This window comes from Rhodococcoides kyotonense, from assembly GCF_001645385.1.
GTDB lineage: Bacteria > Actinomycetota > Actinomycetes > Mycobacteriales > Mycobacteriaceae > Rhodococcoides > Rhodococcoides kyotonensis_B.
This window is the reverse complement of sequence record NZ_LVHI01000010.1, coordinates 80,199-94,184: the sequence shown is the minus strand read 5'-3', so window position 1 is coordinate 94,184 and position 13,986 is coordinate 80,199. Positions and strand designations below refer to the sequence as shown.

The following is a 13,986-nucleotide window of genomic DNA, read 5'->3' as shown; positions in this document are numbered from 1 at the left end:
GCCTGTTCCGCCCCTATCGGTTCCGCATCGCGTTCGTCTCCGCAATCATCGTTTTCAGCGCAGTCGTCGCCCTGGCCTCGCCGCTGCTGCTCCGTGAACTGCTCGATCACGCCATTCCCGATCGCGACGTCACACTCGTCACGCTGATCGCAGCAGGCATGATCGCGGTCGCGGTCGTTACCAATATTCTCGGCGTCGTACAGACCTGGATGTCCAACGGCGTCGGTCAGAAACTCATGCACGACCTCCGCGTGGCGGTCTACGGCCATCTGCAGAAGCAGTCCCTCGGGTTCTTCGCGAGAACTCGCACCGGGGAGGTGCAGTCGCGTATCGCCAACGACATCGGCGGCATGCAATCGGTCGTCACCAACACCGCGACGTCGATAGCGCAGAACGCGACGACGGTCGTGGCCACGGTCGTCGCCCTGTTCCTGCTGGATTGGCGCCTCGCGCTGTTCTCGCTCATGATCCTGCCCGTCTTCGTGCGCATCGCCCGACGCATCGGCAACGAGCGTCGAAAGATCTCGGGAACACGTCAGAAGTTGTTGAGCGAGTTGACAGTGCAGATCGAGGAATCACTGTCGGTCAGCGGGATTCTGCTCGGCAAGACCACCGGCTCCGGCGCCGTGCTGACCGAGCAGTTCGCAGACCGATCCGGCAAGGTCGCCGACGTCGAACTCTCGGCGATGATGGCAGGCAAATGGCGGATGGCCAGCATGCAGATCAGCTTCGCGGTCATGCCGGCGCTCGTCTACTGGTTCGCCGGACTCACGATCGGGCACGGCAGCACGCTGAGCGTCGGCACGCTCGTCGCATTCACGACGCTGCAGACTCAACTCTTCCGTCCGACCATGCAACTGCTGAGCACCGGCGTCGACGTACAGTCCTCGCTCGCGCTGTTCGGTCGCGTCTTCGAGTACCTCGACCTGCCGATCGACATCGACGAGCCACAGACTCCGAAAGTGCTCGACAAGAACGAGATTCGAGGCGACGTGGCGTTCGACCACGTCCACTTCTCCTACGCCGGTGCGACGCGGCCGACGCTCGTCGACATCGACCTGGACGTCCCGGCCGGCTCCACTCTGGCGCTGGTCGGAGCGACCGGATCCGGGAAGACGACGCTCGGCTATCTGACCGCACGTCTGCACGATCCCGACGCCGGTGCCATCACGATCGACGGCGTCGACCTGCGTGACATGAGCACTGCGACGGTCGCCGAGCTGGTGGGAGTGGTGTCGCAGGAGACGTACCTGTTCCACGCCACGATTCGCGAGAACCTGCGGTTCGCGAAGCCCGATGCGACCGACGACGAGATCGAACAGGCAGCCAGGATCGCGCAGATCCACGAATTCATCGAGGGCCTGGACGACGGGTACGACACGGTCGTCGGCGAACGGGGTTACCGCTTCTCGGGAGGTGAGAAGCAACGACTGTCCATCGCGCGCACGGTTCTTCGCAACCCGCCGATCCTGATTCTCGACGAGGCCACCAGTGCGCTGGACAACTCGACCGAACGTGCGCTGCAAGACGCATTGGAAAGTCTGATGACGGGACGCACCACGATTCTGATCGCCCACCGCCTGTCGACCGTGCGCACGGCCGACCGTATCGCCGTGCTCGATCACGGCCGCGTACTCGAATCCGGAACGCACGCCGAACTTCTCGCCGCGCGCGGGCCCTACTTCGAGCTGGCTCGGACGTCCGATGCCGCGATCGACCGCGAATTCGACGACGAACAGGCCGCGTAGAGTTCTCTGTTCTACAGCGAGAAGGAACGGAGTGGTCGTGGTGCGCACGGTGGCGTCGGCGGTGCGTGCCGAAGTGGAGATCAAGAAGTCGCGGTTCATCGCGATCGTCGCCCGTGCGGCCTCCGAAACGGAAGCGCGCGCGGTGATCGCGTCGAGGCGAAGCGCCGAACCTGCTGCGCGACATCATTGTTCGGCGTTCGTGTACGGAGACGTGCACCGAGTCGAGAGGTCGAGCGACGACGGTGAACCGGGCGGAACCGCGGGCACTCCGATGCTCGACGTTCTGCGCGGACACGACCTGACAAACGTCGTTGCCGTCGTGACGCGGTACTTCGGGGGAACGAAGCTGGGCACCGGTGGCCTGACGCGGGCGTACGGGGGAGCGGTCGCAGAGGCTCTCGGCGGTGCGTCGTTCCTGTACCGACACCGGCGAACGCTGATGCGCATCGAACTGCCGCACACCGATGCCGGGCGCGTCGAATCGGAGCTGAGGCGTCGCGACGTGGAAATCGTGTCCGACGAGTACGGCGCTTCGGCCATGCTGACCGTGGCCGTCGCCGATACCGCGGACTTCGACGCGACCCTGGCGGATCTGACGGCGGGGACCGTGACGTCCGAACGGCTCGGAGAAGCGTACGTCGAAACGTCCGCTCCGTAGCAGCGGGCACCGACACGTTCGGCGCCGGTGAGCCCGAGACGGCCTCGTTCGTCCACAACGCGCGCTTTATCCCCAGGGTTGTTCGTTCGCCCAGCTCGGACCCACGGTTCGACGTCACCCGTGCCGCACAGTGTTCCCATCGGTCCGGCGACGCCGACCGAGACCAGCGAATCCGATTCCAAGGGGGACAGTCGATGTACGAAGCACAGTGCGCGGTGGTGGGAACCGTCATCACACATCCGGTCAAGCGACAGACCGCGAGCGGGGAGCAGGTTCTGAGCTTCCGGATGGCGAGCAATGCCAGGCGGCAGAACCGCACCACAGGGGAGTGGACGGACGGGGGCACGTTGTACTTGACGGTCACATGCTGGCGCAGGCTGGTCACGGGCGTCGGTGCGTCGCTGATGAAAGGTGACCCGGTGGTCGCCTACGGCCAGCTCCGAACCAACGAGTACACGACGAGAGAAGGCGTCGAACGCGCGGATCTCGAGATGACCGCGAGCGCAGTCGGGCCCGATCTCTCGCGCTGCGTCGTCGAGGTCGATCGGAGGCGAGCCGCGGCGAAACTCGTCGAGCAGGATGGTTCCGAGGACGCCGTCGAGCCGGATCGAGGCGACGAGGACGAGTACGACGAGCAGGATCCGACCGATCCGGGAACGGAGTTCTCCGACACGCACGACGCCGTCACCGCGGCAGTCTGACCGATGCGTCCGGGCATGCGCCTCGGGGCCGTCGCGCAGCGCATGTCCGGTGCGTCGCACCGTTCCCGACGACGGAGAACGGTCGATGGTGTTCGACGGCCGTTCCACCGATAAGCTGGCGCACATGGCGGAATTCATCTACACCATGAAGAAGGTGCGCAAGGCGCACGGCGACAAGGTCATCCTCGACGACGTCACGATGAGTTTCTACCCGGGAGCGAAGATCGGCGTCGTCGGCCCCAACGGCGCCGGTAAGTCAAGCATCCTCAAGATCATGGCCGGTATCGATCAGCCCGGCAACGGCGAGGCGTTCCTCGCGCCCGGCGCTTCGGTCGGCATCCTGATGCAGGAACCGGAACTCGACGACGCCAAGACCGTTCGCGAGAACGTCGAAGACGGCCTCGGCGACACGATGGTGCAGCTCAAGCGGTACAACGAGATCGCCGAGCTGATGGCCACCGACTACTCGGACGAGCTCATGGAAGAGATGGGCGAACTGCAGGAGAAGCTCGACCACGCCGACGCGTGGGAAATCGACTCCCAGCTCGAGCAGGCGATGGACGCGCTGCGCTGCCCGCCGCCGGAGTCTCCCGTCACCAACCTCTCCGGTGGTGAGAAGCGACGTGTCGCGCTGTGCAAGCTGCTACTGAGCAAGCCAGACCTGCTCCTTCTCGACGAACCGACCAACCACCTCGACGCGGAATCCGTTCTGTGGCTCGAGCAGCACCTGGCGGCGTACCAGGGTGCCATTCTCGCCGTCACCCACGACCGGTACTTCCTCGATCACGTCGCACAGTGGATCGCCGAGGTCGACCGTGGACACCTGTACCCGTACGAGGGCAACTACTCGACCTACCTCGAGAAGAAAGCCGAACGTCTCGAGGTCGCGGGCAAGAAGGACCAGAAGCTGCAGAAGCGCCTCAAGGACGAACTCGCATGGGTTCGTTCCGGTGCGAAGGCTCGGCAGGCGAAGAACAAGGCTCGTCTCGACCGATACGACGAGATGGTCGCCGAGGCGGAGAAGACCAGGAAGTTGGACTTCGACGAGATCCAGATCCCCGCGCCTCCGCGCCTGGGTGACGTGGTCGTCGAGGTCTCGCACCTCGACAAGGGCTTCGACGGCCGTGTCCTGATCAAGGACCTGTCGTTCACGCTGCCGCGCAACGGCATCGTCGGCGTCATCGGCCCCAACGGTGTCGGTAAGACCACGCTGTTCAAGACCATCGTCGGGCTCGAGGAGCCGGACGGCGGCGAGGTCAAGGTCGGTCAGACGGTCAAGCTCAGCTACGTCGACCAGAACCGTGCGGGTATCGACCCGAAGAAGACGGTATGGGAGACGGTGTCCGACGGCCTCGACTTCATCACCGTCGGAAACCAGGAGTTCCCGTCGCGCGCCTACATCAGTTCGTTCGGTTTCAAGGGGCACGACCAGCAGAAGCCGTCGGGCGTGCTGTCCGGTGGTGAGCGCAACCGCCTGAACCTGGCGATGACGCTGAAGCAGGGCGGAAACCTGATCCTGCTCGACGAGCCGACCAACGACCTCGACGTCGAGACGCTCGGTTCGCTCGAGAACGCGCTGCAGGAGTTCCCGGGTTGTGCCGTGGTCATCTCCCACGACCGCTGGTTCCTGGACCGGACGTGCACGCACATCCTTGCCTGGGAGGGTGGTTTCGGTGACAACGAGGCAGCCTGGTACTGGTACGAAGGCAACTTCGAGGGCTACGAGGCGAACAAGATCGAGCGCCTCGGACCCGACGCGGCCCGTCCGCACCGCGTCACGCACCGCAAGCTGACCAGGGACTGACGCTCTTGTCGAAGACATTCGAGTATTCACTGCAGGTTCGGTGGAGCGACTCGGATCGACTCGGGCACGTCAACAACACGCGGTTCGTCGAATATCTGCAGGAAGCTCGGGCGCACTTCATCACCGAACTCCTGACGGAGACAGTGGGGAGCAGGGGGACGACGGTCGTGCGCAGGCTGGCCGTCGACTTCCTGCGTCCCCTCTTCGACGACTCGGGGCCGCTGTCGATCGAGGTGACGATTTCGAGTATCGGCACGACGTCCTTCGGCGTCCGGCATCTGGTCCGGGACGCCGAGGGCGCGCTGTGCGCCGAGGCGGAAGCACTCATGGTGATGTTCGACCTGTCGTCGCAGTCGTCTCGGCCGATCACCGACTTGGAAAGAGCCGCGTTCACCGAGTACCTGCTCGACGTCCCGGCCACCTCGACGTAGTCCGCGTACCCCGTGAGAGACGTCGATCCCCGATAGGGTCATGTGAGGCGACGACGCGGTCGCCGGAGATTCCTGTTCGAGGGAGTGGTTGAAACAGATGCCGAACTCGGCTGACACGACGGACACGGACCGACCGACCGGACTACCCGAGAAGTTGGTGACCACACTGCCGGAGGTGGAGGCCGCGTATCTCGCGCACGTCGACACCGACGACTCGACTGGGACGGTCGTCCGGTCGAATCGGCAGATGGTGCTGGCCCACCTTCGATCGGCAGCACACCGATCCTCCGGGATCGCGGTCGTGCAGTTGAATCGGCCCGATGCCGGCGCCGAGGACGGCGGTGGCTTCTATCTGCAGATCGTCACCGACGACATGCCCTTGCTCGTCGAATCGGTCGTGTCGCAGCTCGGTCGGCTCGGTGTCGACGTCCTCGAGGTCGTGCATCCTATTCTGTCGGTGACGCGGGACGACGACGGCAACTTGCTGACGGTCGGTCAAGGCAACGGCACCGCGCCCTCCGGAACTATTCGCGAGTCGTGGATGCACCTGCAGCTGGGCCCGTCTGTCGACGACGAGACGCTCGACAGTCTGGAGTCGGCTGTCGCGGAAGTGCTGTCCGATGTGCGTGAGGTCGTCGAGGACACCGACGACATGCGTCTCGCACAGAGCTCGGTCGCGAGCGCACTCGACGAACTCGCGGACCGGGAGAGCCGGCCCGACGGCGGTCAGCTCCGCGACGCGGCGAATCTGCTTCGATGGCTCGCCGACGGCCACTACACGTTGCTCGGATACCGCCGTTACCGCGCGGGCGAAGCGTCGACGAACGAGCTCGGTCTCGGAGTGCTTCGGTCGGACAACGCGCTCGGATCGGATCTGCCTCCCGAGGCGGGTCGAAACGAGTTGCTGACGCTGACACAGGGGTCGAGACCGGCAACGGTGCATCGCGCGGTATACCCGTACTTCGTGACCGTGTTCGACAGGGCCACACCGGAACTCGGCGAACACCGGTTCGTCGGCGTCTTCACGGTGACGGCATTGCACGAGAACGTCCTCGACATCCCGGTGATCGAACGTCGGGTGCGGTCGGTGATCGACCGTGCCGGATACGATCTCGGCTCGTTCTCCGGCCAAGCCATGCTCGAAGTGATGCAGTCCATGCCGCGTTCGGAGCTGTTCGCGACGAGTGAGGACGTGCTCTTCGACACCGCGTCTGCCGTCATGGCGATCGGCAGGCGTCGTCGCGTCAAGGTGTTTCTGCGTGAGGACTCGGACGGTGCATTCGTGTCCGCGCTCGTCTATCTGCCCCGCGACCGGTACACGACGCGTGTGCGTCTGGCGATCCAGGATTGCCTGCTGCGTGAACTCGGCGGCTCCAGCATCGACTACACCGCTCGTGTCACCGAATCCGCCCTTGCTCTGCTGCACGTGACGGTGCGTCGCGCTTCCGGGGAATCGGTCCACGCCGACCTGTCACCGGACAACATCGCCCACATCGAATCGCTCCTCACCCGGACCATCCGGACGTGGGAAGACGGCCTCGCCGAGGCAGTGACGCGGGACGGTGCCGTGGACCCTGTACTCGCAACGCGGTACGCCGACGCGTTGCCGGAGGCGTACAAGCAGGATTTCGGTCCCGAGCGGGCGGTGTCCGATATTGCTCGCCTCGGTGCGCTCGCCGACGGCGGCATCGACATGCAGCTGTATCGGGATGCCGATTCCGACGTGGGATCGTGGCGTTTCAGCCTGTACATCGGTGGGCGTGGAGTCTCGCTGAGTCAGGTCCTGCCGATTCTGCAGAGTCTCGGCGTCGAGGTCGACGACGAGCGGCCGTACCCGGTCGTTCGCCCGGATGGAATCCAGTGCTGGATATACGATTTCGGTGTGTCGGCGTCGCGCGAGATGCTGTCCGGCGCCATCGATGGCGACCTCGACGCCGAACTGCACACCGCGGGTGATCCCCAGACCGAAAGCCGTGTGCAGATTCGTTTCACCGACGCGTTCAGCGCCGTGTGGCACGGACGAGCCGAAGCGGACCGGTTCAACGAGCTCGTCATGCGGGCGGGACTGACGTGGCGTCAAGCGGTCATACTTCGCGCATACGCGAAGTACCTGCGACAGGCCAACTTCCCGTACAGCCAGTACGCCATCGAGGGCGTTCTGCTCGCACACCCGCGGACGGCGGGACTGTTGGTGGCACTGTTCGAATCGCAGTTCGATCCCGATGTCGCACAACGTCGCTCCGACGAGTTGATCACCGAGCTTCGTTCCCTGATCGACCAGGTCATCAGCCTCGACGCGGACCGAGTTCTTCGGTCGATCTTCGAGTTGATACGTGCCACGCTGCGGACGAATTTCTACGTGCTCGACGACGCGGGCGATGCGCGAGAATTCTTGTCGCTCAAGTTCGATCCGCAGGAGATCGCCGAACTGCCGAAGCCCCGGCCGAAGTTCGAGATCTTCGTCTACTCGCCGCGGGTCGAGGGTGTGCACCTGCGATTCGGCGAGGTGGCGCGAGGAGGGCTGCGGTGGTCCGATCGCCGCGAGGATTTCCGTACCGAGATACTCGGGCTGGCCAAGGCGCAGATGGTCAAGAACGCCGTCATTGTCCCGGTGGGCGCGAAAGGCGGGTTCGTCGTGAAGCGGCCGCCCACGCCGTCGGGTGACGCTGCGGCGGATCGCAAGGCGACCGCCGACGAGGGCCAGGCATGCTATCGCGTGTTCGTCGCGGGACTGCTGGACGTGACCGACAATCTCGACCGCGCCAGCGGCGCGGTCGTGCCACCCGACCGGGTCGTGCGTCGCGACGGCGACGACACCTATCTCGTCGTCGCCGCCGACAAGGGAACCGCGACGTTCTCCGATTTCGCCAACGAGGTTGCGGCCGAATACGATTTCTGGCTCGGCGACGCGTTCGCGTCCGGTGGGTCGGCCGGCTACGACCACAAGGCCATGGGTATCACCGCCAAGGGTGCGTGGGAGAGCGTCAAACGTCATTTCCGTGAGCTCGGGATCGACACGCAGACACAGGATTTCACGGTCGTCGGCGTCGGCGACATGAGTGGCGACGTGTTCGGGAACGGCATGTTGCTCAGCCGACACATCGGACTGCTCGCCGCGTTCGACCACCGCCACATCTTCCTCGACCCGAATCCCGACCGTGCGGCGTCGTTCGCCGAGCGCGAGCGGCTGTTCGCGTTGCCCAGGTCGTCGTGGGCGGACTACGACAAATCGCTGATCTCGGAGGGCGGTGGGGTGTACGAGCGGACGGTCAAATCGATCCCGATCAGTGAGCCCGTCCGCGAGGCGCTCGGGCTCGACGACGATACGACGGCCTTGTCGCCGCCCGATCTGATGCGCGCGATCCTCACCGCGCCTGCGGACCTGCTGTGGAACGGCGGAATCGGCACCTACATCAAGGCGTCGAGCGAGTCGAACGCGGACGTGGGGGACAAGTCGAACGACGCGGTGCGCGTCAACGGTCGCGACCTGCGGGCCACGGTCGTCGGCGAGGGAGGAAACCTCGGCGCCACCGCGCTCGGCCGCATCGAATACGACATGGCGGGTGGGCGAATCAACACCGACGCCGTCGACAACTCGGCCGGTGTGGACTGTTCGGACCACGAGGTCAACATCAAGATCCTGCTCGAATCGGCAATCGCCGACGGCAAGCTTGCGCGCGAGGACCGCGATGAGCTGCTCGCGTCGATGACCGACGAAGTCGGCCGACTCGTGTTGTGGGACAACATCATGCAGAACGAGCTACTCGGTACCTCGCGGGCCGATGCGCCCGCGCTGTTGTCCGTGCACCGACGCGTCATCGAAGATCTGGAGGAGCGACGGGGCCTCGACCGCGAGTTGGAGGCGTTGCCGAGCGAAGCAGACTTCCGTCGTCGGAAGCAGGACGGCCGCGGACTGACGTCTCCCGAGCTCGCGACGCTCATGGCTCACGTCAAGCTCACACTCGAAAGCGATCTGCTCGCAAGCGAACTCGTGGACAGCGACGTCTTCGCATCGAAGCTGCCCGCGTACTTCCCGGCACCGCTGCGCGAGCCGTACGCGAGCGAGATCACCTCGCACCCTCTGCGGCGGCAATTGGTGGCGACCATGTTGACGAACGAGACCGTGGACCGAGGCGGTATCACGTTCGTCTACCGCCTCGCCGAGGATGCCGGTGCGTCCGGCACGGATGCCGTGCGCGCCTATGCCGCGGCCACCGAAATCTTCGATCTCGAGACTCTGTGGCAGGACATTCGCAACGCGCCGATTTCCACCGCGACCGCCGACGAGCTGATGCTCGAGTCGCGGCGGGTGCTCGACCGGGTGGCACGCTGGCTGTTGGCGAACCGCCCGCAACCGCTCGCCGTCGGAGCCGAGATCAGCAGGTACGCAGGCACGGTCGCGCGGCTACGCGATTCGATCGGGCGGTGGATCGACGGCCACCGGGCCGGTGAACTCGCCGGTCGGGTCGAGGAATCGGTGAAGAGCGGCGCACCGAGGGAGTTGGCGGTCCCGGTCTACCGACTCCTCGACATCTACTGCCTGCTGGACATCGCCGACGTAGCCGACATCACCGAGAACGAGCCCGAAGAGGTCGCCGAACTGTACTTCGCGCTCGACGCGCACATCGGCATCAACTGGTTGCTGACGTCGGTGTCCGGTCTGGCGCGAGGCGATCGCTGGCATTCGTTGGCGCGCTTGGCCCTTCGCGACGACTTGTACTCGTCGTTGCGCGCGATCACGAAAGAGGTTCTGCTGGGCGGTGAACCGCACGAGAGCCCTGCCGAGAAGATCGCCGAGTGGGAGGCGACCAATTCGTCGCGTCTGACGAGGGCGCGGACCGCGCTCGGTGAGATCGCCGACTCGGGAACACTCGATCTCGCGACGCTGTCGGTGGCGGCACGACAGGTACGCAGTATGGTGCCGTGACCGGATTCGAGCAGAACTACCAGCAAAGGACGGCCCGAGAGTGAGTGTGCCCGACGCCCATCTGTCCGAGGAGTTGCAGCCGAGCGAACGCATCGGTTTCCACACCACCGTCGAGGTGCGGTGGTCGGACATGGATGTCTACCAACACATCAACCACGCACGCATGGTGACGTTGCTCGAAGAGGCGCGCATTCCGTGGCTGCTGGTGGACGGCAGGCCCACCGCGAATCTTCGGCACGGAGCCGTCATCGCGGACCTGCACGTGAAGTATCGCGGGCAGTTGCGGCACGAGGACGGGCCGCTCGACGTGTTCATGTGGGTCGACAAGGTCAGAGCGGTCGATTTCGTCGTCGGCTACGAGGTCCGCGCGAGGGGCAAGTCCCTCGACACTCCCGCGTCGATCGTCGCGTCGACGCAGATCGCCGCGTTCGACATCGACACGCAACGCCTGCGGCGGCTGACCGGACCCGAGCGTGCCTACCTGGAGAGCTGGCGACGTGTTTGAGCGACGGCTCACGGTGCCGGACGTCGTCGAACGCGAGAACTTGACGGCGTTTCTCGGAAAGGCCGTTCGGCTCGACGAGGCTGCGGTGGTTCGGCTACGGATGCGCGCCGACGGTCGACTGTCGGTCTGGGCGACAACAGGTTTCGACGCGCTGGCGGTTCGGGTCGTCGACGGGACCATCGTGCCGGACGACACGTCGGCCGGTGCCGACGGCCTGCTCACCGCGCTGGCGTCCGCGACGTCGGGAGAAATCGACCCGGGGTTCTCGATGGACTCGGCCTGGCGTGGTGCCCTGCCGCCCGACCACGGTTTCGAGCACGTCGACGACGTGCCCGCGCGCGTGTTGATCGATCTCGCACAGCGCGGCGCCGCGTTGGCGAAACAACACGGCAGCAGCCACGGTCCGCCGGTGTCGCTCCTGGACCAGGACGTGCTGCACGTCGAAGGGCCTACAGGAGACGTGTCGATCGCGATGCGCACCGTGTTCGCGCTCACCGCCATGGGCTTCGTGCCTGCCACCGGGCAAGACCCGATGACCGCCGACATCGATCTGTCCCGGATCGCGTCCGACGAACGCGTGCGGGTGCGCGCGACCGCGGTGTGGCTACGCCTCGACGCGCGGTTCGGGTCGGTGTTCAGCCGACGCGGTAATCAGTTGTCGCTCAGCGTCGAACGCTGAGACTGCCGCCGCACGTCGACGGCCAGCAGGATCAGAGCGGACGCGACCACTGCCATGCCGATCCCGGCGAGTACCGTCGGCGATTCTCCGAGGACGACGATGCCGAGCAACGCGGCGACGACGGGTTCCGCCAACGTGAGTGTGGCCACGGTGGCGGGCGGCAGCGCGCTCAATCCGATGCCGAACAGCAGATAAGCCACGACCGTCGGAATCAGCGCCAGGTACAGCACCACCGCGAGCCCAGGCGCCGAATCCAGCCCGCCGGGCCAGCGCAGGACGAGCACGGGCAGCAGTACGACGGCTCCCACGGCGAACATCTGCGCCATGGCCGCGTCGGGTCGCGTCCCCGAGGCGATGATCCTCGACCCGGCGACCGTGTAGATCGCGTAGCCGACACCCGCGGACAGTGCCGCGAGCGCGCCGAACACCATGTGGGATGCGTCGTCGGGGTCGGAACCGGTGACGAGGAGCATCATCCCGGCCACGGCCAGCGTCGTCGACGCGAACCAGACCGGTCCCGGTCGGGTTCGGTCGACGAGGGACTGCAGGACGCCGGTGAATGCCGGACCCGATCCGAGCGCGATCATGGTGCCCGCGGCGACACCCGCCATCTGTACGCCCGAAAAGAATCCGACCTGATAGACGGCGACCCCGACGCCGCCGATCAGGACGCGTCGCACGCCGGCGGACGACGTTGCTCCGAAGCCGCCGCGCAGCCACGCCAACGGCACCAGCACGAGGCCCGCGAGAGCGATGCGCGCGCTTCCGACCGCGAGAGGATCGAGGTCGACGCCGGCCGAGGAGGAGCCGAGCGCCTGGGCGGTCCCGGTGGTCCCGAACAGGGCAGCCGCGGCGAGGACGGCCGACAGGCCTGCAACGCCTGGCGTCAGACGAGCCACGCCGCCGCGTCGGCTGGGAGCTGACCGTCGACGAGGGGTGCGCTCGACATCAGCAGCTCGCCCGGAGGCAGCGGGATGGGTGCGTTCGTGGCGTTCAACGCGCAGATGAGCCCGCCTCGTCGCCGGAACGCGATGCACCCGGACGGGCTCCCGTACCAGTCCACCTCCGAACCGGTGAATTCGGGACGCAGTCCGCGCAGTTCGATCGCCGCGCGGTAGAGGCTGAGCATCGAGTCGACGTCCTCCAGCTGTGCCTCGACGGTCGACGACGCCCACTCCGGTGGCATCGGAAGCCAGGTCTCGGCGGATGTGCTGAAGCCGAACGGCGGTGCGGTTCCTTCCCAGGGGACCGGAACGCGGCACCCGTCGCGTCCGCGCTCGGCGTGGCCGGATCGCTCCCACACGGGGTCCTGCAGAACCTCGTCGGGGAGATCGACGTTCGGCAATCCGAGCTCTGCGCCGTTGTAGACGAACACGGCTCCAGGCAGTGCGAGCTCGAGAAGGATCATCGCCCGTGCGCGTCTCGTGCCGCGCTCGCCACCGCCGTAGCGAGTGACCTCACGCGCGATGTCGTGGTTGGACAACGCCCAGGTGGGGGTACCGTCGACCCGATCGACCGCGTCGATGGAATTCGTGACCGCGTCGCGAATGTCGGCTGCGTCGAAACGCGCCTCGGCCAGACGGAAATTGAAGCCGAGATGCAGTTCGTCGGGCCGAATGTAGTCGCCGAAGCGGACGTTGTCCTGCACCCAGATCTCGCCGATCGTCGTCGTACCCGGATACTCGTCCATCACCTTGCGAATGCCGCGGTGGATCTCGTGGACCGCGTCGTTGTCGAACCGAGGATCGTCGTCGTCGTTCCGCATCAACGCGTTGCCCTCGAGGTTCATGTCGAGGAGCTCGTCCGGCTTGGCCATTCCGTGCGCGACGTCGATGCGGAATCCGTCGATGCCGCGATCGAGCCAGAACCGCAGTGTCGTGGACAGATCTTCGACGACCTCCGGGTTGTTCCAGTTCAGGTCCGGCTGTTCCTTCGCGAAAATGTGCAGGTACCACTGGCCCGGCGAACCGTCGGGATTCTCGACGCGAGTCCACGCGGGCCCGCCGAAGATGGACGGCCAGTTGTTCGGTGGCTGGGAGCCGCCCGGACCCGACCCGTCTCGGAAGATGTACCGCGCCCGCTCGGGACTGCCGGGCGCCGACTCGAGCGCGTTCACGAACCATGGATGCTGCTCACTCGTGTGGTTGGGGACCAGGTCCATCGTGACCTTGATGTCGCGGCTGTGCGCTTCCGCGATCAGCGCATCCATGACGTCCAGGTCGCCGAACAGCGGATCGATCGCGCGAGGGTCGGAGACGTCGTACCCGTGATCTGCCATCGGGGAGCGCATGACCGGGCTGAGCCAGATGGCGTCGACACCCAGCAGCTCGAGGTACCCCAGACGGTCGCGGACGCCGCCGAGATCACCTACACCGTCGCCGTTCGAATCGGAGAACGAACGAGGATAGATCTGATAGAAGATCGCGTTCTTCCACCATGTGGTGTCGGTCGCGTGTTCGTTCGGGTCGGTCACGACTGTCAAGTCTGCCAAATGGGACACGGTCACTCGACTCAGGGACGGCGCGCCGCACGA

The 13,986-nt window shown here is 65.7% G+C and carries 10 protein-coding genes; 8 read left to right on the top strand and 2 right to left on the bottom strand.

Going from position 1 to position 13,986, the window contains the following annotated elements:
- Positions 1-2 precede the first annotated feature (2 nt).
- From A3K89_RS07525 to A3K89_RS26275, 8 genes are all read left to right on the top strand, one after another.
- A complete protein-coding gene (locus tag A3K89_RS07525; RefSeq protein ID WP_068423857.1) occupies positions 3-1,748 on the top strand; it encodes an ABC transporter ATP-binding protein in 1,746 nt (581 codons plus the stop codon).
- A 37-nt stretch (positions 1,749-1,785) separates the two neighbouring features.
- Positions 1,786-2,406: an IMPACT family protein gene (locus tag A3K89_RS07520; RefSeq protein WP_068423856.1), complete on the top strand. Its 621-nt coding sequence runs from the start codon at positions 1,786-1,788 to the stop codon at positions 2,404-2,406.
- 194 nt (positions 2,407-2,600) lie between these two features.
- Positions 2,601-3,107, top strand: a complete 507-nt coding sequence (gene ssb / locus A3K89_RS07515; protein ID WP_068423812.1) for a single-stranded DNA-binding protein — start codon at positions 2,601-2,603, stop codon at positions 3,105-3,107.
- A gap of 124 nt (positions 3,108-3,231) precedes the next feature.
- Entirely contained in the window at positions 3,232-4,911 is a 1,680-nt protein-coding gene (gene ettA, locus A3K89_RS07510; RefSeq protein WP_068423855.1) for an energy-dependent translational throttle protein EttA, read from the top strand.
- Positions 4,912-4,916: 5 nt separating this feature from the next.
- Positions 4,917-5,342 (top strand): acyl-CoA thioesterase, encoded by a 426-nt coding sequence (locus tag A3K89_RS07505; RefSeq protein WP_084423646.1) that lies wholly within the window; start codon positions 4,917-4,919, stop codon positions 5,340-5,342.
- A 97-nt stretch (positions 5,343-5,439) separates the two neighbouring features.
- Positions 5,440-10,269 carry an NAD-glutamate dehydrogenase gene (locus A3K89_RS07500; RefSeq protein WP_068423808.1) on the top strand — a complete coding sequence of 1,610 codons (4,830 nt, stop codon included), beginning with the start codon at positions 5,440-5,442 and terminating at the stop codon, positions 10,267-10,269.
- A gap of 40 nt (positions 10,270-10,309) precedes the next feature.
- Entirely contained in the window at positions 10,310-10,774 is a 465-nt protein-coding gene (locus tag A3K89_RS07495; protein ID WP_068423806.1) for an acyl-CoA thioesterase, read from the top strand.
- A complete protein-coding gene (locus tag A3K89_RS26275) occupies positions 10,767-11,453 on the top strand; it encodes a hypothetical protein (RefSeq protein ID WP_068423801.1) in 687 nt (228 codons plus the stop codon). Before A3K89_RS07495 ends, A3K89_RS26275 begins: the two co-directional genes overlap by 8 nt.
- Here A3K89_RS26275 and A3K89_RS07485 read toward each other — a convergent pair.
- Both A3K89_RS07485 and A3K89_RS07480 read right to left on the bottom strand, forming a co-directional pair.
- Positions 11,426-12,352, bottom strand: a complete 927-nt coding sequence (locus A3K89_RS07485) for a DMT family transporter (protein WP_068423797.1) — start codon at positions 12,350-12,352, stop codon at positions 11,426-11,428. The two genes, A3K89_RS26275 and A3K89_RS07485, sit on opposite strands and share 28 nt — an antisense overlap.
- Positions 12,340-13,926: a glycoside hydrolase family 13 protein gene (locus tag A3K89_RS07480; protein WP_068423793.1), complete on the bottom strand. Its 1,587-nt coding sequence runs from the start codon at positions 13,924-13,926 to the stop codon at positions 12,340-12,342. The genes A3K89_RS07485 and A3K89_RS07480 overlap by 13 nt, the downstream gene beginning before the upstream one ends.
- Positions 13,927-13,986: the final 60 nt, after the last annotated feature.

What these genes read in the sequence shown, in the direction of transcription:
- ssb (WP_068423812.1), top strand. Translation starts at nt 2,601, where the DNA reads ATGTACGAAGCACAGTGCGCGGTGGTGGGAACCGTCATCACACATCCG.
- ettA (WP_068423855.1), top strand. Translation starts at nt 3,232, where the DNA reads ATGGCGGAATTCATCTACACCATGAAGAAGGTGCGCAAGGCGCACGGC.
- A3K89_RS07500 (WP_068423808.1), top strand. Translation starts at nt 5,440, where the DNA reads ATGCCGAACTCGGCTGACACGACGGACACGGACCGACCGACCGGACTA.